Below are 25,488 nucleotides of genomic sequence, written 5' to 3'. Positions count from 1 at the left end.
CGTGATTTACCAAAGGATTTGCGTGAGAAAGGCTATGGTGTAACAAGCTGGGCTGCAAATGGCTTAGAAGGTGACCGGATGGCGCTGCAGATTTTAACACCTAGAAAATATGAATTAAGACTGTATCAAACAATTAAAGAACTGGATCCAAAAGCGTTTATTATTGCATATGAACCAAAGACGATACATGGAGGCTTCTGGGTGAAGTCGGTTAAGAAAGGAAAGCTATTTTCATGAGCAAAGGGAAACAGAAATTTGAGGTTTTGGAAAACGAAAGTATTGATGACTGCCTTGAAAGAATGAAAAAAGCAGGCTATATGGCAGTTAAAAGGACGGAAAAACCTATTTTTAAAGAAGTAAAAGATGGGGGTAACGTATCTTATGAACCCGCTGGACGGCAGATTATTTTTGAAGGCATCCAAATAAGTGAGTAAAACACGAACATTAATTGTCTGACTTTTTATATTGTTCGAGATTTCCGTTGACATACTCTTTCACAAGTTGTTAAGATAAACGTGACAGAAACAGAAGAAAACGAATGTAATCAGTTAATGACGATAAACGAATAAATAACCCTCGTATAATGTTGGGAATATGGCCCAGAAGTTTCTACCCGGTAACCGTAAATTACTGGACTATGAGGGAGAGTTAATATGACCGGCGTTTGGTGCTTCCACATTTGAATTGTCGATGGAATTATTGGCACCTCATATATTTTAGCCTGGGCAGATAACTTTCTCTCATGAGAAGGCATCTGCCTGGGCTTTTTTTATGCAATAGAGATTATGTTGGTGCCTGCATTTAGAAGAATATTAGAAAGATATTAAACAAGAGAAGTCACACTGCTGGAGGAGAGACATGGGAACAAGAGTAGCAGTCATTATGGGCAGTAAATCAGATTGGGAAACGATGAAACATGCTTGCGATGTGTTAGAAGAATTGGAAATACCTTATGTAAAGAAGGTTGTTTCCGCACATCGAACTCCAGATTTAATGTTTGAATATGCCGAAAAGGCTCGGGATAACGATATAAAAGTGATCATTGCCGGAGCGGGCGGTGCAGCACATTTGCCTGGCATGGTAGCAGCAAAAACGACTTTGCCTGTCATTGGGGTTCCTGTTCAGTCAAAGGCTTTAAATGGGTTAGATTCTTTACTTTCCATTGTACAGATGCCAGGAGGCGTTCCTGTTGCAACTGTCGCAATTGGGAAGGCAGGTGCTGTAAATGCAGGTTTACTGGCAACGCAAATGCTTGGAGCGTTTGATGAAAAAATAGCTCAAAAGTTAGAACAGAGACGGGAAAGAATAAAGAAAGAAGTATTGGAGAGCAGTGATGAGCTTGTCTAACAAAATAATTTTACCCGGACAAACAATTGGTATTATTGGCGGCGGACAGCTGGGGAAAATGATGGCTCTCTCGGCAAAGGCAATGGGGTATAGAGTTGCTGTTCTAGACCCAGCTGAGGATTCGCCATGCGGACAGGTAGCAGATATTACGATCGTCGACGCTTATGATAGTTTTGAAGGCATCAGAGAGCTGGAAGCTGTAAGTGATGTAATCACATATGAATTTGAAAATATTAGTGCAGAAGCACTTGATTGGCTTTGCAGCCATGCATATGTTCCACAAGGGAAAGAGCTGCTGGAAATTACCCAAAATCGTATTACGGAAAAAACGGCAATATCAGCTTCAGGCTCAGCTGTAGCTCCATACGCAGTGATACAAACAGAAAACGACATTTATGATAATATAGAAAAGCTTGGTCTTCCGGCCGTTTTAAAGACTGCCAGAGGAGGATATGATGGTAAAGGGCAATATGTTCTAAAAGATGAAAGCGATATTGCTGAAGCAGCAAAGCTTCTTCAAAACGGTCCGTGTGTGCTGGAGCAATTCATTTCTTTTCATAAAGAAATCAGCGTGATCATTTTTAGAAGTCCATCAGGAGAAAAGGCAGTTCTTCCGGTTGCTGAGAATGTCCATAAAGACAATATTCTGCATCAGACAATCGTGCCAGCAAGAATTTCAGGCAAAGCAGCAGAAAAGGCGATAATGGCTGCAGAACATCTGGCTGAGGAGCTGAATCTGACAGGTACGCTTGCCGTTGAAATGTTCTTAACGGATGAGGACGAAATATTTATTAATGAGTTGGCACCTAGGCCGCATAATTCCGGTCATTATTCGATTGAAGCATGTGAAACGTCACAATTTGAGCAGCATATTCGGGCTGTATGTAATTTGCCCCTGGGAAGCATGAGCTTATTAAAGCCAGCTGTCATGGTGAACATCCTAGGTGAGCATCAGGAGCCATTGCTTGCAAGAATCCCTGCTCTTTATAACTGGAAGGTGCATCTGTACGGCAAAAAGGAAGCTAAGTTTAAAAGAAAAATGGGACATATTACATTATTAAGAGACCATGTCGAAGAAGCGCTTGCTGAAGCGGAGCATACTGGCATCTGGTCTTGCAGTAAGGAAAGAATCGGAGGATAAAAAGATGATTGAACGTTATACTCGCCCAGAAATGGGAGCCATTTGGACGGAACAGAACCGCTTCCAGGCATGGCTGGAGGTTGAAATTTTAGCATGTGAAGCATGGGCAGAGCTTGGTGACATCCCAAAGGCGGATGTTCAAAAGATTCGCGAAAATGCTTCCTTTAATATCGATCGCATTAAAGAAATCGAAGAAGAAACAAGACATGATGTTGTTGCATTTACACGTGCGGTTTCAGAAACATTGGGCGATGAAAGAAAATGGGTACATTACGGCTTAACATCAACAGATGTAGTAGATACCGCACTTTCATACTTAATTAAACAGGCTAATGATATTTTAGTAAAAGATTTAGAACGCTTTGTGGAGATTTTGAAAAATAAAGCACAAGAGCATAAATACACAGTTATGATGGGCCGTACACATGGCGTGCATGCAGAGCCGACTACATTTGGTTTAAAGCTTGCACTATGGCACGAAGAAATGAAAAGAAATCTAGATCGTTTCAAAGAAGCGGCAGCTGGCGTGGAGTTCGGGAAAATTTCCGGCGCTGTTGGAACATATGCCAATATCAATCCGTTTGTTGAAAGCTATGTATGTGAGAAGTTAGGAATTCAGCCAGCACCAATCTCTACACAAACTTTACAGCGTGACCGCCACGCTCATTATATGAGCAGCATTGCTTTAATCGCAACTTCCATTGAAAAGTTTGCAACAGAAGTACGCGGTCTGCAAAAAAGCGAAACGCGCGAAGTGGAAGAGTTTTTCGCAAAAGGGCAAAAAGGCTCCTCTGCGATGCCTCATAAGCGCAACCCAATAGGTTCAGAAAATATGACAGGCTTAGCAAGAGTGATTCGCGGTTATATGATGACAGCTTATGAGAATGTTTCACTTTGGCATGAAAGGGATATTTCTCACTCTTCTGCTGAAAGAATCATTCTTCCTGATGCAACCATCGCATTAAACTATATGTTAAATCGTTTTGGCAATATCGTGAAAAACTTAACGGTATTCCCTGAAAACATGAAACGCAATATGGATCGAACTCTTGGATTAATATATTCACAACGAGTCCTGTTAGCTTTGATTGATAAAGGGCTGCCGCGTGAAGAAGCATATGATACTGTGCAGCCTCGTGCAATGGAAGCATGGGAGAAGCAAGTGCCTTTCCGCAGTCTTATTGAAGCGGATGAGACTATTACAGCGAAGCTTTCTCCAGAGGAAATTGAAGATTGTTTTGACTATAACTACCATATCAAACATGTAGATACAATATTTGACCGTTTAGGTCTGTAAAGACTGATGCCGTCTAAGGTGCGATCATCTAACTGAACGCATCTTAGATAGGCAAGCTTTTGAATGATAGGTCTGAAAATTCATTTGGATCTGACTACCTGGATTATTCCTACTATTTCGTTAAAGGGGGCTCTCCTGTTATGGAAAAAGGAACACTGTTATACGAGGGCAAGGCGAAGAAAATATATAGCACTGAAGAAAAAGAAATCGTCTGGATTGAATATAAAGATTCTGCCACTGCCTACAACGGGGAGAAAAAAGCAAGCATTGCCGGCAAAGGAAGACTAAACAATGAAATTACCAGTTTACTATTTTTAAAGCTTCAAGAGCTTGGCATAGGTTCACATTTTGTGAAACGCATTTCTCCAACAGAGCAGCTTGTGAAAAGAGTAGACATTATCCCTCTTGAAACAGTCGTTCGCAATTACTCCGCAGGAAGCTTCTCCAAGCGATTAGGAATGGAAGAAGGACTTCTGCTTTCTCGGCCAATCGTTGAATTTTATTATAAGGATGACGATCTGGGAGATCCGATTTTAACTGAGGATCATATTGAAATTTTAGCATTGGCAAGTGTTGAGGAAGTTGAGGAATTAAAGGTAAAAGCACTGCAGGTAAACAAAGTATTATCTCAATTTTTCAAAGAGTTAGGCATTGTGCTTATTGATTTTAAGCTTGAGTTTGGGAAAGATGCAAACGGAGATATTATCCTTGCAGATGAAATATCTCCAGATACCTGCAGGCTTTGGGATGAAAAAACAAAGGAAAAGCTTGATAAAGATGTCTTTAGAAGAGATTTAGGAGATTTAACAGAAGCATACGAAACTATTTTAGCCAGATTGGGAGGCCAAACAGCATGTACAAAGTAAAAGTCTTCATCACATTAAGAGAGAGTGTATTAGATCCTCAAGGTTCAGTCGTAAAAAATTCTCTGCATTCACTAGATTATAACGAAGTATCAGATGTCCGCATTGGGAAGTATATGGAGCTGACTGTGGAAAAAACGGAGCGGAATATTGAAGAAGTCGTTAAGGAAATGTGTGAGAGATTGCTGGCTAATGTCGTGATTGAAGACTATCGCTTTGAAATTGAGGAGGCTGTTGCACAGTGAAGTTTGCCGTTATTGTATTCCCAGGGTCAAACTGCGATATCGACATGTTTCATGCCATAAAGGATGAGCTTGGTGCAGAAGCAGAGTATGTGTGGCATGATACAGAAAATCTTGATGAGTTTGATGGTATTTTGCTTCCTGGCGGGTTCTCCTATGGTGACTACCTGCGGTCTGGAGCAATTGCACGCTTCAGCAATGTAATGAAAGAGGTTGTGAAGGCAGCAGAAGCTGGAAAGCCAATCTTAGGCGTTTGCAACGGATTCCAAGTATTATTAGAGGCTGGCCTGCTGCCGGGAGCAATGAGACGGAATGAAACGCTGAAGTTCATTTGCCGCCCAGTCAAGCTAAAGGTTGAAAATCGAGAAACGATGTTTACATCCTCTTATCAAGAGCAGGAAGAGATCATGATTCCAATTGCACATGGTGAAGGAAACTATTATTGTGACGAGCAAACACTATCTCAGCTAAAAGAAAACAAGCAAATTGTGTTCACATACAGCGGAACAAATCCAAATGGAAGCCTGGAAGACATTGCAGGCATTGTGAATGAGAAGGGCAATGTTCTTGGAATGATGCCTCACCCAGAAAGAGCAGTAGATGAACTTTTGGGCGGAGCAGATGGTCTGAAACTTTTTCAATCGATCGTAAAAAATTGGAGGGAAGCACATGTCGTTAATGCTTGAACCTAGTCCGGAAGAATTAAAACAGCAAAAGGTATATGCAGAAATGGGATTGACGGATGAAGAATTTGCGATGGTTGAAAAGATTCTCGGACGTCTGCCAAATTACACCGAAATCGGCCTCTTCTCTGTTATGTGGTCAGAGCATTGCAGCTATAAAAATAGTAAACCAGTATTAAAAAAATTCCCTACAAGCGGTGAGAGGGTTCTGCAGGGCCCAGGTGAAGGTGCAGGGATTGTAGACATTGGAGATGAGCAGGCGGTTGTATTTAAAATCGAGAGCCATAACCACCCTTCTGCCATTGAACCATATCAAGGTGCAGCTACTGGTGTAGGCGGAATTATCCGTGATGTTTTTTCAATGGGTGCAAGACCTATTGCTCTATTAAACTCTCTTCGATTTGGAGAGCTTGAAACCGCTCGAGTGAAGTATTTGTTTAAAGAAGTGGTTGCGGGAATTGCCGGATATGGAAACTGCATTGGCATCCCGACAGTTGGGGGCGAAATTCAGTTCGAATCCTCTTATGAAGGAAACCCGCTCGTTAATGCGATGTGTGTTGGTCTCATTGATCATAAGGATATTAAAAAAGGGCAGGCACATGGAGTGGGCAACACAGTTATGTATGTGGGAGCAAAGACTGGTCGTGATGGCATTCATGGCGCGACCTTTGCATCAGAAGAATTAACAGAGCAATCAGAAGAAAAACGACCTGCTGTTCAGGTTGGCGATCCTTTCATGGAAAAGCTTCTTCTGGAAGCTTGTTTAGAGCTTGTTCAATCAGATGCATTAGTCGGCATTCAGGACATGGGAGCGGCAGGATTAACAAGCTCATCAGCAGAAATGGCGAGCAAGGCTGGTTCAGGGATTGAAATGAACCTTGATCTTGTGCCGCAGCGTGAAAGAGGCATGACTGCTTATGAAATGATGCTATCTGAATCACAGGAGCGCATGCTCATCGTAGTGAAAAAGGGAAGAGAGCAGGAAATTGTTGATCTATTTTCAAAATATGAGCTTGAAGCTGTAGCTATTGGAACGGTAACAGATGATAAAATGCTTCGTTTGCTTCATAACGGTGAAGTGGTGGCGGATGTGCCTGCAGATGCCTTAGCAGAAGAGGCTCCTGTTTATCATAAGCCTTCTAAAGAACCGGAATATTTCCGTGAATTTCAAGCGATGGAGAATCTAATTCCGACTGTAGAAGACTATCGTGAGACATTAATCAACCTATTGAAGCAGCCGACAATTGCAAGTAAAGAATGGGTTTACGATCAATACGACTATATGGTGCGCACAAGTACTGTTGTTGCTCCAGGCTCAGACGCAGCGGTTGTCCGTATTCGCGGTACAGAAAAAGGCTTAGCGATGACAACAGACTGCAATTCAAGATATATGTATCTTGATCCGGAAACAGGCGGGAAAATTGCTGTTGCCGAAGCAGCAAGAAATATCGTTTGCTCAGGCGGAGAACCGCTGGCAATTACCGATAACCTTAACTTTGGAAATCCCGAAAAACCAGAGATTTTCTGGCAGATCGAAAAGGCAGCCGACGGGATAAGTGAAGCATGCCGCACCTTAAATACACCGGTCATTGGCGGAAATGTTTCATTATACAACGAAACAAACGGGACTGCGATCTATCCAACTCCAGTCATTGGGATGGTTGGACTCGTGCAGAACATTAAACATACAACCACACAGCATTTCAAAGCAGCTGGAGATCTTATCTATCTTTTAGGAGATTCAAAGGATGAGTTTGGCGGCAGTGAATTGCAAAAGCTCACGTACGGAAAAATCTTTGGAAAAGCACCAGAGCTTCATTTAGAGACAGAAGAAAAGCATCAAAGCCAAGTATTGGGTGCTATTCGCTCTGGGTTAGTGGCATCTGCTCATGATGTTGCAGAGGGCGGACTTGCTGTAGCAGCAGCTGAAAGCTTATTCGGCACAGCAGAGCTTGGGGCAAAAATCAAGGTCACAGGAAATGAAGTATCTGCTCTTTTTGGAGAGTCTCAATCACGTTTCTTGCTTTCCGTTAAAAAGGAAAACCAAGAAGCATTTGAAGCATTAACAGATGCTGTATTGATTGGTGAAGTAACTGATATTCCAGAATTACAACTAACATCTGAGAACGGGCTTCTGCTGTCTGAACAAACAGCCATTTTGAAGGAAGCTTGGAAAGGGGCTATCCCATGCTTGCTGAAATAAAGGGACTAAACGAGGAATGTGGCATTTTTGGTGTCTGGGGTCATACGGAAGCAGCTCAAATCACCTATTATGGTCTTCATAGTCTGCAGCATCGCGGACAGGAAGGTACAGGCATAGTCGTTACAGATGGTGCTAAGCTGAAGGGTGTAAAGGGCGAGGGGCTTGTAACAGAAGTTTTTACCGCAGAAGCGATAGAAGAGCTTGAAGGGAAAGCAGCAATCGGGCATGTGCGATATGCAACGGCAGGAGGCGGAGGATATGAAAATGTTCAGCCGCTTCTCTTTCACTCACAAAGTGGAAGCTTAGCATTATGCCATAATGGCAATTTAACGAATGCAACTGCTCTGAAGCATCAGCTGGAGGCACAGGGAAGTATTTTTCAAACAAGCTCAGATACAGAGGTGCTTGCTCATTTAATCAAGCGCGGCGGTTTTTCTTCTTTTAAAGATCGTGTGAAAAATGCGCTATCCATGGTAAAAGGCGCTTATGCTTTTCTAATCATGACCGAGACAGAAATGATGGTAGCACTTGATCCAAACGGAATGCGTCCCCTTTCACTTGGGAAGCTTGGAGATGCTTATGTTGTTGCTTCAGAAACATGTGCGTTTGATATCGTTGGAGCTGAATTTATAAGGGATGTTTTACCGGGAGAGCTTTTGATTATCGATGATAACGGCTTCCGTTCTGAAATGTTTGCAATGGCTTCAAATATCGCAATGTGTATGATGGAATATGTTTATTTTTCCCGTCCGGACAGCAATATTAACGGAATCAACGTGCATACTGCTCGTAAAAACCTTGGTAAACAGCTAGCTGTTGAAGTGCCAATTGAAGCGGATGTAGTTACAGGTGTTCCTGATTCAAGTATCTCTGTTGCAATTGGGTATGCAGAAGCTACGGGGATTCCATACGAAATGGGCCTCATTAAAAATAAATATGTTGGCCGCACATTTATTCAGCCATCCCAATCATTGAGGGAACAAGGTGTAAAGATGAAGCTTTCGCCTGTTCGCGGTGTTGTAGAGGGGAAACGGGTTGTGATGGTTGATGATTCGATTGTACGCGGAACAACAAGCAGAAGAATTGTTGCCATGCTGAAGGAAGCGGGTGCTACAGAGGTTCATGTTGTCATTAGTTCTCCTCCCATTAAAAATCCTTGCTTCTACGGAATCGACACATCCACGAAGGAAGAACTCATAGCGGGCAATCATAATGTAGAAGAAATTAGAGAAATCATTGGTGCAGATACACTTACCTTCCTATCAGTAGAAGGAATGGTCAAGGCAGTCGGCAGAAAAGACGGTCAATGTTTAGCCTGCTTCACAGGGCAATACCCGACTGAAATTTATCCAAGCACATTACATCCGTATGAAAAGGTATAAAGCGGCACGCATTAGCCGCTTTTTTTAAAGAAATTGAGTTTGATTAACTTGTTTATGGTAGTAGTTTTAGCAATACGCTTGTTAATTGGAACGGAATGGTGCGAGACTCCTGCGGGACGAGTGGAAAGGTGAGACCCCGCAGGTGCGACAGTGCCAGGGAGGCTCACCACCCGCTCCGCCGGAAAGCGAGTACCATGGAGTGGAAATAACAGTAAACTTTACGAAAAATTGAAATATCACAGACGAGGTGAAAAGCATGGCAAATGCTTATAAGCAAGCTGGAGTAAATATTGAAGCAGGCTATGAAGCAGTCACTCGCATGAAAAAGCATGTGGAAAGAACGGCTCGTCCAGGGGTCATGGGAGGGCTAGGCGGATTTGGCGGTATGTTTGATCTGTCTTCACTGAATTTAAAAGAGCCTGTGCTTGTTTCTGGAACAGATGGGGTAGGAACCAAGCTCATGCTTGCCTTTATGATGAATCAGCATGATACAATCGGAATTGATGCTGTGGCCATGTGTGTGAACGATATTGTCGTTCAAGGAGCAGAGCCGCTTTATTTCTTAGACTATATTGCATGCGGCAAGGCAGAGCCTGAGAAGATCGAAGCGATTGTAAAAGGGATTTCTGAAGGCTGTGAACAGGCAGGATGTGCTCTTATTGGCGGAGAAACAGCTGAAATGCCTGGAATGTACAGTGAAGAAGAATATGATCTTGCCGGATTTTCTGTAGGTGCTGCTGAAAAATCGAACTTGATTACAGGAAAGAATATTCAGGCGGGCGATGTATTAATAGGATTAGCTTCAAGTGGAATTCACAGCAACGGCTATTCTCTTGTAAGAAAGCTGTTTTTTGAACAAGCCAATATGAAGCTCGAGGATTATGTTGAAGAATTGGGCTGTACTTTAGGGGAAGAACTGCTGCGCCCAACAAAAATTTATGTAAAACCGCTTTTAGCTGCTATGAAAAAGTTTGAACTAAAAGGTCTCTCGCATATTACCGGAGGCGGATTTATCGAAAATATTCCGCGAATGCTCCCAGCAGGCTTAGGTGCTGAAATTAGGAAAGATTCAATTGAGCTTCCTGCTGTCTTTAAGCTTATGCAGGAGATTGGCAGTCTTGAGCTGAAGGAAATGTATAATATTTTTAATATGGGAATTGGAATGGTTGCTGCTGTTAACAAAGACTTAGCAGTGGAGGTCGTTCAGTATTTCAATGAAATGGGAGAAAAGGCAGCTGTCATTGGTGTTGTCACAGAGCAAGAAGGAATCGGCATCACGTAATGAACAATCCGTGGAGGAAAAAAATGAAAAATATTGCAGTGTTTGCTTCCGGCAGCGGAACGAACTTTCAAGCGATTATAGACGCCGTTCAGACAGGTTCTCTGGAAGCTCAGATTAATTTGTTTGTCTCTGACAAGCCAAACGCATACAGCATTGAGAGAGCGGCCCATAATGAAATTCCAGCCTTTGTTTTTCAAGCAAAAAACTATGGCAGTAAGGAAGAATATGAAACAGAAATTCTTCATGAATTGAAAGCAAAAAACATTGACCTTATTGTTTTAGCAGGGTATATGAGATTGATTGGAAACGTCCTTCTCCGTGAATTTGAAGGGAAAATTATTAATATTCATCCTTCTTTGCTGCCGGCTTTTCCGGGAAAAGATGCGATTGGCCAGGCATTGAGAGCAGGAGCGGAAGTTACTGGTGTGACTGTTCATTATGTTGATGCAGGAATGGACACCGGGCCGATCATTGAACAAAGAAAAGTACCCGTCGATAAAACCGACACAATAGCAACTCTTCAAAAAAAAATCCATAAAGTCGAACATATTCTTTATCCAGAAGTATTGCAAACATTATGTAAAGATGAACTGTCAGTGAAATAATCGAATGAAACGGTCCTACAGACGGCAAATAGACTTAGGGGGAAGACGAATGAACAAACGAGCGCTTATTAGTGTATCAGATAAAAGCGGGATTGCGGAATTTGCGAAAAGCCTGCATGAACTTGGTTTTGAAATTTTATCAACAGGCGGAACAAAAAAGGCGTTGGAGGAGCAAGGAATTCCTGTCATTAGTGTCAGTGAAGTCACTGGTTTTCCGGAAATTCTGGAAGGACGTGTAAAAACACTAAATCCAATGATACATGGCGGTCTGTTAGCTAAATTTGGCGAGCCATTGCATAAAGCACAGCTGGATGAGCATGGAATCAGCCCTATTGAAGTTGTTTGTGTGAATTTGTATCCTTTTCAGCAGACGATTGCTAAGCCGGATGTAACGGTAGAGGATGCAATTGAAAATATTGATATTGGCGGACCAGCGATGCTGCGGGCATCAGCAAAAAATCATGAGTATGTAACAGTCGTTGTGGATCCTTCTGATTATGAAACAGTTTTAACACAGCTAAAACAAGATGGTTCGGTCACAAGTGAAACAAAACGAACACTTGCAGCAAAAGTTTTCCGCCATACAGCAGCGTATGACAGCATGATTGCACAGTATATGACAGATTTAACAGGTGAAACAGCACCTGAAAAATTAACGGTAACGTATGAATTGAATCAGGGGCTCCGTTATGGAGAAAATCCGCATCAGAAAGCGGCATTTTATCGAAAGCCGCTTGGCTCTGAATTTTCCATTGCCAATGCAAAGCAATTACACGGCAAGGAGCTTTCGTATAACAATATCAATGATGCAGAAGCAGCCATTCAAATCATTAAGGAATTTGCTGAACCTGCTGCAGTGGCGGTTAAGCATATGAATCCGTGTGGAGTTGGTACAGGCGATTCAGTATATGCTGCCTTTTCAAAAGCATTTGAAGCGGATCCGATTTCCATTTTTGGTGGAATCATAGCCTTGAATCGAGAGGTTGACGGTGAGACGGCACAAAAATTGCATGAGATTTTCTTAGAGATTGTCATTGCTCCTGCCTTTTCAGAAGAAGCACTGGCGATTTTACAAGGAAAGAAAAACATTCGTTTATTGACCATACCTTTTGCTAATGGAAACAACGAGCAAAAGTACACATCCATTGAAGGCGGATTGCTTGTTCAGGATTTTGATGGCTATAGTCTGGAGAATGCGGAAATCTCTATACCTACTAAGCGTGAGCCATCAGAGGAAGAATGGAATGCTCTGAAACTTGGCTGGAAAGTCGTTAAGCACGTTAAGTCCAATGCAATCGTAGTAAGCAGTGATGAGATGACTCTTGGTGTTGGAGCAGGTCAGATGAACCGTGTTGGTGCAGCTAAAATTGCTCTTGAACAAGCAGGTGAGCGGGCAGAGGGAGCTGCGCTTGCATCAGACGCATTCTTCCCAATGGATGATACCGTTGAGGCGGCTGCAAAAGCTGGGATTACAGCAATCATTCAGCCGGGCGGCTCGATCAAGGATGCAGATTCCATTAAGAAAGCAGACGAATATGGCATTGCGATGGTATTCACAGGAGTAAGACATTTCAAACATTAATCACTGTGAAAGAGGGAATGGGAAGATGAATGTTTTAGTCATTGGCAGAGGTGGAAGAGAACACGCCATTTGCTATAAAATGAATGAAAGTGAAAGTGTGGAAACCGTTTTTGCTGCACCTGGCAATAAAGGCATGGAGGATGTTGCACAGCTCGTCAATATAGACGAGCAAGATCATGAGCAGCTTCTTCAATTTGCGAGGGAAAACCAAATCGGATTAACGGTAATCGGACCTGAGGTGCCTCTTTTGGCAGGTTTGGCTGATCTCTTTAATAAAGAAGGGCTGGCTGTTTTTGGACCAGAAAAAGCAGCAGCAGAAATTGAAGGCAGTAAGTCTTTTGCGAAAGAGCTAATGAAAAAATACCATATTCCAACGGCAGAATATGAGGTGTTCTCTGATTATTCAGCTGCAAAAGAATATATTGAAAAAAAGGGTACTCCAATTGTTATTAAAGCGGATGGATTAGCTGCCGGCAAAGGTGTCACCGTCGCTATGACACAGGAAGAAGCCTTTACAGCAATAGAAGATATGCTGTTAGGTGCCAAATTTGGAGAAGCGTCCTCTACGGTTGTGATTGAAGAATTCCTTGAGGGTGAAGAATTTTCACTTATGGCATTCGTAAATGGAGAGAATATCATCCCGCTCGAAATCGCTCAGGATCATAAACGTGCATTTGATGGGGATCAAGGTCCTAATACAGGTGGGATGGGTGCGTATTCACCTGTTGCTCATATTGGAGACGAAACGGTATCGATCGGTGTTGAAGCGATATTGAAGCCGGCAGCTGCCGCGCTTGTAAAAGAAGGACGAAGTTTCTGCGGAATCCTATACGCAGGATTAATCAAAACAGAACAGGGTCCAAAGGTCATTGAATTTAATGCTCGTTTTGGAGATCCGGAAACACAAGTTGTGCTGCCAAGAATGAAATCAGATTTGGCAGAGGTTATGCTTGCTGTTATAAATGGTGAAAGTCCTAAGATTGAGTGGGATCAACAGGTGATGCTTGGTGTTGTTGCAGCGGCAAAAGGATATCCGGAGCAATACGAAAAGGGAGCAGTTTTGATGGGGCTGGGTTCTATAGACCATTCTGTCACTGTATTTCATGCCGGAACAGACCGTAATGAGCAAGGAGAGTTTACGGCAAATGGCGGTCGAATCCTGCTTGCAGCTGCTAAGGCAGAAACATTGGCAGAAGCACAAAAAAAGGTATATAGCCAGTTAGAAAATATAAAGTCGGAAAATATATTCTATCGCAATGACATTGGAGATAAAGCAATCAAACACGCTTTTTCCTGATTTTTCTTACGAATACAAACAACAGGGCAATAATGCTGCCGATTACTGCAACCAGCACAAAAGACATATCCGTTAGGTATTCCCAAAACATTTCGTCCCCTCCTTAAATCTGCCCCCTTTTACAGGGGGCATTTATTATTTAATCGTTAATTGGGTTATGCGGAAGCATTTGCTGAATCGTGTCTTCATTTGTATTTCCTTTTCGTTCATGCATCATTTCCTGGCCCTTATCATATAATGCTACGATTGGACAGTAGCGGACAATTCCTTCTGCAACCTTCATGGCACCAAGAATGGAAGCAACTAAATAGGAATCACGCCATGGAAACTTTACAAGCTTTGCAGTACTCCAAGATAAAATGGTAAGTCCGCAAGTGATGCGGAGCAATGCGCTTAGAAGACCGATATTCGGTGTTATTTTCAAATTTAACAGCTCCTTCATAAAATTTTTACATTTTTAACCTAATTCTTTAATGCGTTAAAAAGGCAAATATGTTATGATAAATTAAACATGTAAGGGTTTTCTTCTGTAATCATAACTTTAAGTGTCATTATAAATATTCACTATTTCACATAGTCTGTAAAATTTATACAAAACAAAGGGAGGGAGTAACGTGCTGGAACAGAGATACCGCTGGAAAAACAAGCATCTGCGACAACATGTTTCCATTTTAGATGGAAAAACTGCACCAACTATACTGCTAAAGAATGCCCGTTACTTGAATCAGGTTTTGAGAAAATGGGTGAATGCTAATATATGGATTTATGGAGATCGTATTGTTTATGTTGGCGACAAACTGCCAGAAAAAACAGATGGCTGCCAAGTGGTTGACTGCTCGGAATATTTACTTGTTCCAGGCTATATAGAACCACATGCACATCCGTTTCAGTTATATAATCCCCATTCGTTTGCGAGTTATGCATCGCAATTTGGAACAACTACATTGATCAATGACAACATGATGCTGGCATTGCAGTTAAATAAAAAGGAAGCGTTTTCATTTCTTCGTGAAATGCGTAACATTCCATCAACGATGTATTGGTGGTGCCGCTTTGATCCGCAAACTGAGCTGCAAAATGAGGAATATCTTTTTTCGCACAGTAATGTAAAGGCATGGCTTGAACATGATGCAGTCCTGCAAGGCGGTGAATTGACAGGATGGCCAAAGCTTCTGGACGGCGACGATATGATGCTCCACTGGATGCAGGAAACGAAACGCATGAGAAAACAAATTGAAGGACATTTTCCAGGCGCTTCTGAAAATACATTGGCTAAGCTCATGCTTCTTGGTGCGGATTGCGATCATGAGGCAATGACAGGCACTGAAGTATATGATCGGTTAATGCAAGGTTATACCGTTTCCTTAAGATATTCATCTATTCGGCCGGATTTGCCTAAGCTTCTCGATGAGATTCATGAGCTTGGGATACAGCATTATGATCAATTTTTCTTTACAACCGATGGCTCATCGTCTACTTTTTCAGAAAGCGGCGTTATTGACGAAATGATTCGGATCGCCATAGAAAAAGGAGTTCCTGTTGTTGATGCTTATAACATGGGCTCCATTAATGTTGCCAAATATTATAATATTCAATACTTGCATGGAAATATTGCAACAGGGCGGGTAGCTAATATCAACTTCCTCAAGGACGAAAAAGATCCAACACCCGTTTCAGTTCTCGCTAAAGGGAAGTGGGTTAAACTGAATGGAAAAGATCAGAATATGTATGAAGAAATTGACTGGAATGAGTTTGGACTAGAGCCATTGGAGCTTGATTGGGAGTTATCTATGGATGACATGCAATTCTCTATGCCATTTGGCATTAAAATGGAGAATTCGGTTATTACCAAGCCATATTCTGTCGCAATCGATGTGTCGTATAATGATCTTGATTACTCACATGATGAATGTTTCTTTATGCTGGTGGACCGAAATGGCAAATGGCGTGTCAATACAGTACTTAAAGGATTTGCGACAGAACTGGATGGATTGGCAAGCTCGTTTTCCAATACTGGCGATATCATTGTGATAGGGAAAAATAAACAAGATATGCTGAATGCGTTTCTAAGAATGAAGGAAATGGGCGGAGGAATTGTTATTTCTGAGCAAGGGAACATTGTGCTTGAAATACAATTAAAGCTAAAAGGATTAATGTCACATAAAAAAGTGGAGGATCTTATCGAGGATGAGAAAAAACTATTAGCATATTTAAAAGCTAAAGGCTATCAATTTGCTGATCCGATTTATACGCTATTATTTTTCTCATCTACTCACCTTCCTTATATTAGGGTCACCCAAAGAGGCATATATGATGTTATGAATAAAACTGTACTCTTTCCAACGATAATGCGTTAAAATATAAAAGAGTGTATGATATAAATATAATATTATGATTAGGGTCTAGCTTTGAAAACTCGGTCTGCCAGAATGAATGAGGATAGGTGAAAACCGCAGCTGAATGGGATTTCTTTTCCTCATTGGAAAAAATAACAGGACCAGAGGTGCTAGTTCTTTTCTTGTTAGGAGTGCATGATGTCAAAAATATGGATAGCAGTTTTTGCTGCGGCGATTATTTTACTGTCAGGATGCAGCGAGGATCAGGCGGAAAGTAATGAAACAGACCATACAAACAATGAACAGCAGCCAGAAGAAGAAGTAGCTCAGGAAGAAAGTGAGCCCGAGTACACTTTCCCGCTTACAGGGACAGCAGCTGAAGCAGAAGTAAATGGGCGGGCAGTAGCTGTAATGATTAACAACCATCCGCTGGCCCGGCAGCAGTCTGGTTTGCACGAAGCGGATATTGTGTATGAATTGCTTGCTGAAGGAGAAGTTACAAGGTTTTTGGCGATCTACCAAAGTCACAAGCCTGCTCAAATTGGTCCTATACGAAGCGCTCGAGACTATTATATTGAACTTGCAAAGGGATACGACAGTCTATATGTTGCTCATGGCAACAGTCCTGAAGCAAAAAAACTAATGGATAGCGGGTACATTGATAGTCTGAATGGGCTCTATTATGACGGAACTCTATTTAAAAGGGCAAGCTTCAGAAAAGCACCGCACAATTCCTATATCTCGTTTGCAAATATAGAAAAAGGTGCAGAAGAAAAAGGCTATTCGATGGAAGACGCACCGTCTCCGTTGGAGTACTTGAATAAAGAAGAAATAGGCCAGCTTGAAGGAGACACAGCTGCTAATGTGAAGGTATCTTATTTTTCGAGAGAGACATTCAATTCTGTCTACGAATATGATACTGCCCAAGAAAAGTATAAGCGATATTCAAATGGAGAACTGACGGCGGATTATGAAACAAATACACCGGTTCTTTTAGATAACATATTTATTGTGGAAACAGAGCATGAAATTGTGGATAATGCTGGCAGACGTGATATTGATCTATTGTCAGGCGGAAGAGCTTATTTGCTTCAAAAGGGAACACTCCGTGAAGTGAACTGGGAAAATATCGACGGAAAAATACTGCCAGTAGCTGATGGGGAACAGATTGGGCTTGTGCCAGGAAAAACGTGGATCAATGTCATCCCCGCAAGTGTAGGTTTAGAAGAGTCTGTATCTTATGATTCGTAGATTGTATCTATAATAAAGGAGCTTAAATATATGCAAATAAATAAATTAAAAGGAAAAGAACTCGATCAGCTTTTTAATTCGGTCTTATCTTTAAAAGATTTAGATGAATGCTATCGTTTTTTTGATGATTTGTGCACTGTGAATGAGATTCAGTCTCTAGCACAGCGACTTGAAGTTGCACGCATGCTTCGTGAAGGAAAAACCTATCATAAAATTGAAACAGAAACTGGTGCAAGTACGGCTACCATTTCCCGTGTAAAGCGCTGCTTAAATTATGGAAATGATGCCTATGAGATGGCGCTCGAACGGATTAAGGAAGACAGTCCAGCAGAGCAGGAGTAAAATGGGACTAGGCAGGTACAAGAAAATTTAACACGATCATAGAAGCGAATGGTTAGGGAGTGAATCTTTCTAATCATTCGTTTTTTATTTGTTATTTTAAAATTCATTTTAAACATGAGTGAGAAGGAGTGGATTGACTCTTTTGGGCAATAGAGGCAAGGGTGAGACCCGCAGGAGCTCTGCTGCGTGGAGGCTCGGCTTCTCACCAAGGAAAAAAAATCGAGTGTCCGCAGCCCAGGTGGAACGGGTTTGTTTGAATACTCCAAATATGTCGATGTTAGTTTTGTACCTGCTTTTTAAACTTATGAAGAAGAAAGTTATGGAAAATAATGATCCCGCCCCCTTTTTGCCTTGGTAAGGCCAACTGCAGCACATCTGGTTAATCAACAGGTCTTTGCTTTTTGATCTTATGTACAAATGATATAATGTTGGATGGAATGATAGAATGGAGGCAGTGTGTATGTATGATATTAACGAGTGGCGGCATGCCTTTAAGCTCGATCCTAATAAATATATTTCTGATGAAGACTTGGAGAAAATTTGTGAATCTGGAACGGATGCTATAATCATTGGCGGAACCGACGGGATTACCCTTGAAAATGTACTGGACCTAATGGCTCGTGTTCGCCGATATACGGTTCCATGTATCTTAGAGATCTCAACGATTGAATCCGTCACACCAGGCTTTGATTTATACTTTATTCCATCTGTATTAAACAGTACTGAAGTGAAGTGGATTACAGGGCTTCACCATGAAGCTGTAAAGGAATACGGAGAAATTATGAATTGGGAAGAAATTCTCGTACAAGGTTACTGCATATTAAATGAAGAATGTAAGGCTGCCAGTGTTACAGCAGCTAATACGGATTTGACGGCTGATGATGTCAGGGCCTATGCGATGATGGCTGAGAAGATGCTTCATCTGCCTATCTTTTATCTCGAGTATAGCGGCAAATATGGCGATCCTGCGATTGTTAAAGAAGTAAAAGAAACGCTTGAGCATACGGCTCTTTTTTATGGAGGCGGTATTGATTCAGCAATTCAGGCAAAAGAAATGGCAGCTTACGCAGATGTTGTGGTCGTTGGCAATGTGATATATACAGATTTAAAATCGGCTTTGGAGACGGTTGAAGCAGTGAGATAAAAGCTTGTTTATCTGAAAAAAAACAGGTACGATATAGAAAATAGAACATACGTTTGTGGTGGTGAATAAGAAATGCAATATTTAACGGATAAATTGTTAAATGGATTAAATACGGAACAGCAAAACGCTGTTAAGTCGACGGATGGCCCGCTTCTGATCATGGCAGGTGCAGGCAGTGGAAAAACAAGAGTATTAACACATCGAATTGCCTATCTTATGGTTGAAAAACGTGTTTCTCCTTATAATATTCTGGCCATTACCTTTACGAACAAGGCAGCACGGGAGATGCGTGAGAGAATACAGAAAATGATGGGCGGAGCAGCGGACGATATCTGGATTTCAACCTTTCACTCTATGTGTGTAAGGATCTTGCGAAGAGATATTGACCGGATCGGATATAACCGCAATTTCACCATTTTAGACACAACTGATCAGCAATCGGTCATTAAATCAATACTAAAAGAGCGCAATATTGATCCGAAAAAGTTTGATCCCAGAGCACTTTTAGGCTCCATTAGCTCAGCAAAAAATGAACTGATTACTCCTGAGGAATTCGCAAAAACAACCGGAGACTATATCCAGCAAGTAACTAGTGACGTTTACACAGATTATCAAAAACGTCTCCGCAGAAACCAGGCATTAGACTTTGATGATCTCATTATGATCACGATTCAGCTATTTCAGCGTGTGCCAGAAGTACTTGAATATTATCAGCGTAAATTTCAATATATTCATGTAGATGAATACCAGGATACGAACAGAGCGCAATATATGCTTGTAAAGTTTTTGGCTAATCGCTTTAAAAACTTGTGTGTTGTAGGTGATTCTGACCAATCTATTTATAGATGGAGAGGAGCGGATATTGCCAATATCCTATCTTTTGAAAAAGACTATCCAAATGCGAGCGTCATTCTTCTTGAGCAAAATTACCGTTCAACAAAGCGGATTTTGGCGGCCGCGAACGAAGTAATTGCTAAAAATATGAATCGCAAGCCTAAAAATTTATGGACCGAAAATGATGAAGGCAATAAACTTTTCCACTATCGAGCGGATAGTGAACAAGGTGAAGCCCAATTTGTTGTAGGGAAAATTAAAGAGCTAATGAAAGCCAGCAATCGAAAGCTTACAGATTTCGCCATTCTTTATCGAACAAATGCTCAGTCACGTGTAATGGAGGAAGTGCTGCTTAAGTCAAATATTGAATACTCCATTGTAGGCGGCATCAAGTTCTATGACCGTAAAGAAATTAAAGACATTCTTGCATATCTGCGTCTGATAGCCAATCTTGATGATGATATTAGTCTGCAGCGTGTCATCAATGTGCCAAAGCGAGGGATAGGCTCAGGCTCGGTCGATAAAATTGCTAATTTCGCTTCGATGCATGATATGTCTATGTTCGAAGCCTTGGAATCAATCGAATTGATTGGACTAAGTCCTAAAATTACAAAAGCGGCGGCGGAATTTAGAGATCTTGTGAGAAACTATTACCAAATGCAAGAATATTTATCGGTAACTGAGCTAGTTGAAGAACTTCTCGAGAAATCAGGCTATCGTGAGATGCTGAAGGCAGAGAAATCGATTGAGTCACAAAGCAGACTTGAGAACATCGATGAGTTCCTGTCTGTTACGAAAAACTTTGAGAACGCATCGGAAGATAAATCACTAATTGCGTTTCTGACAGATTTGGCTCTTGTAGCGGATATCGATAAGCTTGATGATGATGGTCAAAAGAGCGATGCAGTTGTACTGATGACATTGCACTCAGCGAAAGGGCTGGAATTTCCGGTTGTCTTCTTAATTGGAATGGAAGAAGGAGTATTCCCGCATAACCGTTCGTTAATGGATGATACAGAAATGGAAGAAGAAAGAAGATTAGCTTACGTAGGGATCACCCGGGCAGAGCAAGAGCTCTATATAACTAATGCCCAAATGAGAACATTATTTGGCCGAACCAATATGAATCCGCCTTCCCGTTTTATTAAGGAAATACCAGAGGATTTATTAGATGGTATTCAGCCGCCTATGCAAGGAAAACGAGGGACTTCTCCGTTTCAGGATTCACCGAGACAGACAATGCGCAGAAATGCGGTTGTACGTCCGGCCGCTGCTTCAACAGGCGGAGACAGCCTCTCATGGAGTGTGGGTGATAAAGCCGTTCATGGCAAATGGGGTACCGGAACAGTTGTCAGCGTAAAAGGATCTGGTGAAGGAACAGAGCTTGACATCGCTTTTCCAAGTCCTGTGGGCATTAAAAGGCTGCTTGCGAAATTCGCGCCAATTCAAAAAGGGTAGCATTATTGTAAAAGGGCAGATCATAAAATTGTACGGATTAAGTAATAAAAAGTTTTTAGCGTCGGCACAGTCCGATTAGGATAGAGGCTCCATAAGGGGCTTTGGTGATAAGAATAATAAAATAGCAATAATAAAGAACAGTGTCTAGCTCCAGCGCCTAGCCCCTCCAGGTTTCTTGTCGGGGCTGAGCAAGGCGCTTACGCTTTTCTATGAAAGGGCTGGGTTAATGGACATTCAATCAGCTGAAAGAAAAATAAAGGACCTGCAAAACATCCTCAATCAATATAACTACGAGTATCATGTGCTTGATACGCCTTCTGTACCAGATTCAGAATACGATAGACTAATGAATGAATTAACTGCTCTTGAGGAACAGTTTCCTGAGCTGAAAACTGAAGATTCACCAACACAGCGCGTCGGCGGTGAAATTCTTGATATGTTCGAAAAAGTTGAGCATGAAACATCGATGCTTAGCTTGGGAAATGCTTTTAACGAGCAAGATTTAAGAGATTTTGATCGCCGTGTCCGTCAAAATGCTGGTGATGATGTCACTTATGTGTGTGAACTTAAAATAGATGGTTTAGCAGTTTCCTTGCGTTATGAAAATGGCTTATTTTCAATTGGGGCAACACGAGGAGATGGTACATTATCAGTAAAACACAACTTGTCTAATATGATATGTGAATCTATAGACAATAGGATTGAAATACAACCATTAATAATTATACAAGTAGGAGGATGTAGTCCCGTAGCGGGTAGCGGTAACTATAAATTTACTTTAAACAGGAATAGTATAAATTCTAAAGATTTTAAACAAGTTGGGGGTGTAGTAGCATGAATATAAAAGAAAGAATTGAGGAGCTACGTAACCTTATTAAGTACCATAATGAATTGTATTTTGATAAAGAACAACCTGAAATAACAGATTATGAATATGACCAACTTGTTCAAGAACTAAAAACTTTAGAAAATGAACATCCAGAATTTATTAGTCCAGATTCCCCTACTCAAGAAGTAGGAGGAACAGTTAAACGTGAACTAAGAAAAGTACCGCATGATGTGCCAGTAATAAGTCTTCAAGATGCATTTTCAAAAGAGGATATATACAACTTTGTAAATAAGGTAAAGTCTCAAATTATAAATCCTAAATTTGTAGTAGAAAAGAAAATTGATGGCTTAACTGTCATGCTTAGATACTATAATGGAAAATTAACTGAAGGAATAACGAGAGGTAATGGTGAGGTCGGGGAATCGGTTTACGAGAACGTATTAGAAATACAGACTGTTCCTAAAAGTATCCCAACAGAACTACCATATTTAGAGGTTCGTGGGGAAGTTTACATGTCCAATAAGTCTTTTGAAATGGTATTGGAAAGAGAAAAGAATAAAGGCGGTAAGAAGTATAAAACTGCAAGAAATTTAGCGTCAGGAACATTAAGACAGTTAGATTCACGTATAGTTAGGGAGCGTAATCTTGATATTTTTGTCTTTAATCTTGAAATTTCAGAGGGGAAAGTCTTTACTTCTCACAGTGAAAGTTTAGAGTGGTTGAAAACACAAGGTTTTACGGTTGTACCTAATTATAAAATTTGCACTACTGCAGATGAAGTATGGGAAGCAGTATCATCAATTGGTGAAGAGAGAAACAACTTACCTTTTGGAATAGATGGTGCAGTTATTAAAGTTGATAATTTAAGCGATAGAAGAGTATTAGGAAGTACAAGTAAAGTTCCAAGGTGGGCTATTGCCTATAAGTATCCTCCAGAACAAAAGGAAACAGTTATCAAAGATATTAAGATACAGGTAGGTCGTACAGGGAGATTAACTCCTTTAGCAATTTTAGAGCCAGTTAAATTAGCTGGAACAGACGTTTCAAAAGCAACCCTTCACAATCAAGATTTTATTAATTTAAAAGATATTCAAATTGGTGATACAGTAGTCATTCAAAAAGCTGGTGATATTATACCAGAAGTAATAAAAAGCATACCTGAGAAGAGACCAGCTAATGCCATGAAGTATATCATACCAGCAACTTGCCCTATATGTAATTCACCTACTGTAAAAGATGAAAATGGAGCTGATACACGTTGTATCAATACAGAGGGGTGTCCTGCACAACAACTTGGTGGTATAGTATATTTTGCATCAAAAGGTGCAATGGATATAGAGGGACTTGGACCAAGCTCTGTTGAATCACTTGTATTAGAAGGCTATATCAAAAATATTGGAGACATCTATTACCTTGAACAGTATCGTGATGAACTTATAGAAAAAGGTGTAGTTGGAAGAAAAAAATCAACCGATAATCTTTTAAAAGCTATTGAAAAGTCAAAAGATAATGATTTAGAAAAGTTAATAACAGGACTCGGAATAAAAAATGTTGGGAAACAAACTGCAAGAGTGTTGGCTATGAATTTTCCTGATATTGATGCAATAAGTAATGCTACTTATGAACAATTAATAGCGTTGCCTGATTTTGGGGATATAGTAGCGAATAGTATTTTAAACTTTTTTAATCAAGAAAAGAATCAACAACTTATCACTAAATTAAAAAGTGCAGGTGTAAATGTAAAATCGAAAACCTCAGAAATTAGTAGTGACGATAGATTTTCGGGTAAAACATTTGTAATTACAGGGACACTTCCGACCTTAAAAAGAGATGAAGCAACTAAAATTGTTCAATCTTATGGAGGTAAAGTATCTGGTAGTGTTTCTAAAAAAACATCATATGTTCTGGCAGGAGAAGAGGCAGGAAGTAAATTAACAAAGGCTCAAGATTTAGGGATTAAGATAATTAATGAAGAAGAATTTATGGATATGTTGAAATAAAGTAAATAAAATAGAGAACGTACTATTGTCGTTCTCTATTTTTATACCTTTAATACCTGAGTATAACTTTTATACTATATTTTAAATACCTCTTTTGGCAAGAATCCGAAGAGCTTTTTGATTCATTTTCCTAACTTTATCAGATAAAAACAATACTTCTGGAACAATCATGGGTCTTTTGGTTGGATTAGTCGCTTTCTTACATTTTAGTGTCATCACAAATCACCTTCACTTTCTATGCCTTTCGTTTTTAATACTCTATAATGGGTATCGTATTTTTTGCGAAGCCTCGATATATTGGTAAACCCCATGATGCCGATTCCTGCTTTTAAAATTTCATCCCATAAATAATTCTTAGGATATCCGTAATCTTTAATCGCATCAAGATAAGCAGTTACACTCTTATCTAACAGTTGTTTAGCATCCCTATCCAGTGCATCTTTATCCTTAGATACACCATACTCCATAGTTAGTGGTTCGAGTGTTAATTTTACCCCGTTATAAACTGGTGAGTGTACATTGCCATCCAAAGTGTGCATAATGGCTGGGTCAAAGATTTCTCCATTTATTTCAACCCAAGAATGACTAAATTGGGTATTGGCTTCATAGTCTTCTACTTCCCCTATCACGAGTTCATTTTCAATTCCCTGCTCCGTTAATAAAATATGTAACATTGCAGAAATCAGATGACAGCCCCCTGATGCTTCTTCTGTTTTCGCTAAATAATTTAAAGTGGATTCATATGCCTTCTGTATCCCTACTGCTTGAGGATGATTAAGTTCAATTTTTTTCATATTACGAATACATTCAGTGGATAAGAATGTTAGAAATTCTAATTTGCTATTAAAATGTGGAATCATCTTTTTCTCCTCGTAATTGATATATTTATTTAATGATTCTTGGATAGTTCAAACACCTTACTTAACTTTTGTTATCCCGAACATATAGTCAAATTTTGAGTCAAATTTAATCCACTCTTCTGAATCAAAAACACCTTCGTGTAGTTCTTGAAAATAACCATAGTTTGGTCAAATAATACAACATTACCATTTAATTCAGTTCCAATAAGGTCGACTTTTGGTGTCATACATCTTTCTCTACATGTTAAAGGATATCCATATGGGGCTTCCTTGAACTCCTTATTTCTTTCTAAAATTACATTTACATGAGTATAAAGGTTGGAATTAAGAAAGGGAAAAAAACCATCCAGAAGCTCCGCAAAAGCAAAAAGGATGGTCTTTTTGGTCGTTCTCGTAAATAATCATATTTTTTGATGAACCAAACCATTAAAGCTCGGTTAAAGGGACAACAATAAATGTCCAGTATCGTTGTCCCTTTAAGATTACAATAAAAAGAATAAGGTTTCCAGT

24 protein-coding genes, 1 pseudogene and 1 riboswitch (1 of these 26 running past the window's edge) are annotated in these 25,488 nt (G+C 40.5%); of the genes and pseudogenes, 21 read left to right on the top strand and 4 right to left on the bottom strand.

The genetic code is table 11. The annotated features are described in order from the left end of the window. The 14 genes from B7E07_RS20730 to purD form a co-directional block, all read left to right on the top strand. On the top strand, nucleotides 1–237 hold the final stretch of the coding sequence (locus B7E07_RS20730; protein ID WP_176215314.1) for a DUF2179 domain-containing protein. It extends 288 nt beyond the left edge of the window; only the last 237 of its 525 coding nucleotides appear in the window; its start codon lies off the left edge, out of view; it ends in the stop codon at nucleotides 235–237. Beyond that, nucleotides 234–434 (top strand): NETI motif-containing protein, encoded by a 201-nt coding sequence (locus tag B7E07_RS20725; protein WP_080848701.1) that lies wholly within the window; start codon nucleotides 234–236, stop codon nucleotides 432–434. The genes B7E07_RS20730 and B7E07_RS20725 overlap by 4 nt, the downstream gene beginning before the upstream one ends. A gap of 122 nt (nucleotides 435–556) precedes the next feature. After that, nucleotides 557–658: riboswitch (purine riboswitch) on the top strand. 200 nt (nucleotides 659–858) lie between these two features. After that, nucleotides 859–1,347 (top strand): 5-(carboxyamino)imidazole ribonucleotide mutase, encoded by a 489-nt coding sequence (gene purE / locus B7E07_RS20720; protein WP_080848700.1) that lies wholly within the window; start codon nucleotides 859–861, stop codon nucleotides 1,345–1,347. Beyond that, complete coding sequence (purK, locus tag B7E07_RS20715) at nucleotides 1,334–2,488, top strand: 5-(carboxyamino)imidazole ribonucleotide synthase (protein ID WP_176215258.1); 1,155 nt, start codon at nucleotides 1,334–1,336, stop codon at nucleotides 2,486–2,488. Before purE ends, purK begins: the two co-directional genes overlap by 14 nt. A 4-nt stretch (nucleotides 2,489–2,492) precedes the next feature. Then, a complete protein-coding gene (purB, locus tag B7E07_RS20710) occupies nucleotides 2,493–3,785 on the top strand; it encodes an adenylosuccinate lyase (protein WP_080848699.1) in 1,293 nt (430 codons plus the stop codon). A gap of 140 nt (nucleotides 3,786–3,925) precedes the next feature. Next, nucleotides 3,926–4,651 (top strand): phosphoribosylaminoimidazolesuccinocarboxamide synthase, encoded by a 726-nt coding sequence (gene purC, locus B7E07_RS20705; protein WP_080848698.1) that lies wholly within the window; start codon nucleotides 3,926–3,928, stop codon nucleotides 4,649–4,651. Then, entirely contained in the window at nucleotides 4,639–4,893 is a 255-nt protein-coding gene (gene purS, locus B7E07_RS20700) for a phosphoribosylformylglycinamidine synthase subunit PurS (protein ID WP_080848697.1), read from the top strand. Before purC ends, purS begins: the two co-directional genes overlap by 13 nt. Next, nucleotides 4,890–5,576, top strand: a complete 687-nt coding sequence (gene purQ, locus B7E07_RS20695) for a phosphoribosylformylglycinamidine synthase subunit PurQ (RefSeq protein WP_080848696.1) — start codon at nucleotides 4,890–4,892, stop codon at nucleotides 5,574–5,576. Before purS ends, purQ begins: the two co-directional genes overlap by 4 nt. Further along, nucleotides 5,560–7,776, top strand: a complete 2,217-nt coding sequence (purL, locus tag B7E07_RS20690; protein ID WP_080848695.1) for a phosphoribosylformylglycinamidine synthase subunit PurL — start codon at nucleotides 5,560–5,562, stop codon at nucleotides 7,774–7,776. The genes purQ and purL overlap by 17 nt, the downstream gene beginning before the upstream one ends. After that, entirely contained in the window at nucleotides 7,761–9,158 is a 1,398-nt protein-coding gene (gene purF / locus B7E07_RS20685; protein WP_080848694.1) for an amidophosphoribosyltransferase, read from the top strand. Before purL ends, purF begins: the two co-directional genes overlap by 16 nt. 256 nt (nucleotides 9,159–9,414) lie before the next feature. After that, nucleotides 9,415–10,440, top strand: coding sequence for a phosphoribosylformylglycinamidine cyclo-ligase (gene purM, locus B7E07_RS20680; RefSeq protein WP_080848693.1), 1,026 nt, complete (start codon nucleotides 9,415–9,417; stop codon nucleotides 10,438–10,440). A gap of 23 nt (nucleotides 10,441–10,463) precedes the next feature. Continuing rightward, nucleotides 10,464–11,045 carry a phosphoribosylglycinamide formyltransferase gene (gene purN / locus B7E07_RS20675; RefSeq protein WP_080848692.1) on the top strand — a complete coding sequence of 194 codons (582 nt, stop codon included), beginning with the start codon at nucleotides 10,464–10,466 and terminating at the stop codon, nucleotides 11,043–11,045. 49 nt (nucleotides 11,046–11,094) lie between these two features. Beyond that, nucleotides 11,095–12,627, top strand: a complete 1,533-nt coding sequence (gene purH / locus B7E07_RS20670; RefSeq protein ID WP_080848691.1) for a bifunctional phosphoribosylaminoimidazolecarboxamide formyltransferase/IMP cyclohydrolase — start codon at nucleotides 11,095–11,097, stop codon at nucleotides 12,625–12,627. 25 nt (nucleotides 12,628–12,652) lie between these two features. Next, on the top strand, nucleotides 12,653–13,924 hold the full coding sequence (purD, locus tag B7E07_RS20665; protein ID WP_080848690.1) for a phosphoribosylamine--glycine ligase: 1,272 nt from the start codon (nucleotides 12,653–12,655) through the stop codon (nucleotides 13,922–13,924). Here the strand turns inward: purD and B7E07_RS25285 are convergent. Both B7E07_RS25285 and B7E07_RS20660 read right to left on the bottom strand, forming a co-directional pair. Then, on the bottom strand, nucleotides 13,905–14,015 hold the full coding sequence (locus B7E07_RS25285; protein WP_373886062.1) for an EYxxD motif small membrane protein: 111 nt from the start codon (nucleotides 14,013–14,015) through the stop codon (nucleotides 13,905–13,907). The genes purD and B7E07_RS25285 overlap by 20 nt on opposite strands. A 48-nt stretch (nucleotides 14,016–14,063) precedes the next feature. Then, nucleotides 14,064–14,348 carry a YgaP family membrane protein gene (locus tag B7E07_RS20660; protein WP_080848689.1) on the bottom strand — a complete coding sequence of 95 codons (285 nt, stop codon included), beginning with the start codon at nucleotides 14,346–14,348 and terminating at the stop codon, nucleotides 14,064–14,066. A gap of 190 nt (nucleotides 14,349–14,538) precedes the next feature. On the opposite strand from B7E07_RS20660, the gene B7E07_RS20655 reads away from it, so the two are divergent. The 7 genes and pseudogenes from B7E07_RS20655 to ligA (B7E07_RS20620) all read left to right on the top strand — a co-directional run bounded on the left by B7E07_RS20655 (nucleotide 14,539) and on the right by ligA (B7E07_RS20620) (nucleotide 24,118). Beyond that, a complete protein-coding gene (locus tag B7E07_RS20655; RefSeq protein WP_080848688.1) occupies nucleotides 14,539–16,281 on the top strand; it encodes an adenine deaminase C-terminal domain-containing protein in 1,743 nt (580 codons plus the stop codon). A 177-nt stretch (nucleotides 16,282–16,458) separates the two neighbouring features. Next, complete coding sequence (locus tag B7E07_RS20650) at nucleotides 16,459–17,511, top strand: DUF3048 domain-containing protein (RefSeq protein ID WP_080848687.1); 1,053 nt, start codon at nucleotides 16,459–16,461, stop codon at nucleotides 17,509–17,511. A gap of 30 nt (nucleotides 17,512–17,541) precedes the next feature. Then, nucleotides 17,542–17,853, top strand: coding sequence for a YerC/YecD family TrpR-related protein (locus B7E07_RS20645; protein WP_080848686.1), 312 nt, complete (start codon nucleotides 17,542–17,544; stop codon nucleotides 17,851–17,853). Between the two features lie 460 nt (nucleotides 17,854–18,313). Continuing rightward, nucleotides 18,314–18,997, top strand: coding sequence for a heptaprenylglyceryl phosphate synthase (locus tag B7E07_RS20635; protein WP_080848684.1), 684 nt, complete (start codon nucleotides 18,314–18,316; stop codon nucleotides 18,995–18,997). A gap of 72 nt (nucleotides 18,998–19,069) precedes the next feature. Further along, entirely contained in the window at nucleotides 19,070–21,289 is a 2,220-nt protein-coding gene (gene pcrA, locus B7E07_RS20630; RefSeq protein WP_080848683.1) for a DNA helicase PcrA, read from the top strand. Between the two features lie 226 nt (nucleotides 21,290–21,515). Next, nucleotides 21,516–21,992 (top strand): annotated as a pseudogene (gene ligA, locus B7E07_RS20625) (NAD-dependent DNA ligase LigA); the annotation flags it as partial. 131 nt (nucleotides 21,993–22,123) lie between these two features. Next, entirely contained in the window at nucleotides 22,124–24,118 is a 1,995-nt protein-coding gene (gene ligA / locus B7E07_RS20620; protein WP_080848681.1) for an NAD-dependent DNA ligase LigA, read from the top strand. An 81-nt stretch (nucleotides 24,119–24,199) separates the two neighbouring features. Here the strand turns inward: ligA (B7E07_RS20620) and B7E07_RS24565 are convergent, their stop codons facing one another. Beyond that, nucleotides 24,200–24,334: a hypothetical protein gene (locus B7E07_RS24565; RefSeq protein WP_257391511.1), complete on the bottom strand. Its 135-nt coding sequence runs from the start codon at nucleotides 24,332–24,334 to the stop codon at nucleotides 24,200–24,202. Beyond that, a complete protein-coding gene (locus B7E07_RS20615; protein ID WP_218970443.1) occupies nucleotides 24,334–24,912 on the bottom strand; it encodes a lasso peptide biosynthesis protein in 579 nt (192 codons plus the stop codon). Before B7E07_RS20615 ends, B7E07_RS24565 begins: the two co-directional genes overlap by 1 nt. Nucleotides 24,913–25,488 lie beyond the last annotated feature (576 nt).

Origin of the sequence: Cytobacillus gottheilii (assembly GCF_900166665.1) — a bacterium.
In the GTDB taxonomy this organism is placed as follows: Bacteria; Bacillota; Bacilli; order Bacillales; family Cytobacillaceae; genus Cytobacillus; species Cytobacillus gottheilii_A.
The sequence above is the reverse complement of the archived record's forward strand: the minus strand, read 5'-3'. Positions and strand labels throughout refer to the sequence as shown.

Coding starts and splice junctions, on each gene's coding strand:
- purF (WP_080848694.1), top strand. CDS start 7,761: ATGCTTGCTGAAATAAAGGGACTAAACGAGGAATGTGGCATTTTTGGT.
- purN (WP_080848692.1), top strand. CDS start 10,464: ATGAAAAATATTGCAGTGTTTGCTTCCGGCAGCGGAACGAACTTTCAA.
- purD (WP_080848690.1), top strand. CDS start 12,653: ATGAATGTTTTAGTCATTGGCAGAGGTGGAAGAGAACACGCCATTTGC.
- B7E07_RS20725 (WP_080848701.1), top strand. CDS start 234: ATGAGCAAAGGGAAACAGAAATTTGAGGTTTTGGAAAACGAAAGTATT.
- B7E07_RS25285 (WP_373886062.1), bottom strand. CDS start 14,015: ATGTTTTGGGAATACCTAACGGATATGTCTTTTGTGCTGGTTGCAGTA.
- ligA (WP_080848681.1), top strand. CDS start 22,124: ATGAATATAAAAGAAAGAATTGAGGAGCTACGTAACCTTATTAAGTAC.
- purL (WP_080848695.1), top strand. CDS start 5,560: ATGTCGTTAATGCTTGAACCTAGTCCGGAAGAATTAAAACAGCAAAAG.
- pcrA (WP_080848683.1), top strand. CDS start 19,070: ATGCAATATTTAACGGATAAATTGTTAAATGGATTAAATACGGAACAG.
- purE (WP_080848700.1), top strand. CDS start 859: ATGGGAACAAGAGTAGCAGTCATTATGGGCAGTAAATCAGATTGGGAA.
- purK (WP_176215258.1), top strand. CDS start 1,334: ATGAGCTTGTCTAACAAAATAATTTTACCCGGACAAACAATTGGTATT.
- B7E07_RS20645 (WP_080848686.1), top strand. CDS start 17,542: ATGCAAATAAATAAATTAAAAGGAAAAGAACTCGATCAGCTTTTTAAT.
- B7E07_RS20635 (WP_080848684.1), top strand. CDS start 18,314: ATGTATGATATTAACGAGTGGCGGCATGCCTTTAAGCTCGATCCTAAT.
- purB (WP_080848699.1), top strand. CDS start 2,493: ATGATTGAACGTTATACTCGCCCAGAAATGGGAGCCATTTGGACGGAA.
- B7E07_RS24565 (WP_257391511.1), bottom strand. CDS start 24,334: ATGACACTAAAATGTAAGAAAGCGACTAATCCAACCAAAAGACCCATG.
- purC (WP_080848698.1), top strand. CDS start 3,926: ATGGAAAAAGGAACACTGTTATACGAGGGCAAGGCGAAGAAAATATAT.
- B7E07_RS20615 (WP_218970443.1), bottom strand. CDS start 24,912: ATGAAAAAAATTGAACTTAATCATCCTCAAGCAGTAGGGATACAGAAG.
- purM (WP_080848693.1), top strand. CDS start 9,415: ATGGCAAATGCTTATAAGCAAGCTGGAGTAAATATTGAAGCAGGCTAT.
- purS (WP_080848697.1), top strand. CDS start 4,639: ATGTACAAAGTAAAAGTCTTCATCACATTAAGAGAGAGTGTATTAGAT.
- purH (WP_080848691.1), top strand. CDS start 11,095: ATGAACAAACGAGCGCTTATTAGTGTATCAGATAAAAGCGGGATTGCG.
- B7E07_RS20650 (WP_080848687.1), top strand. CDS start 16,459: ATGTCAAAAATATGGATAGCAGTTTTTGCTGCGGCGATTATTTTACTG.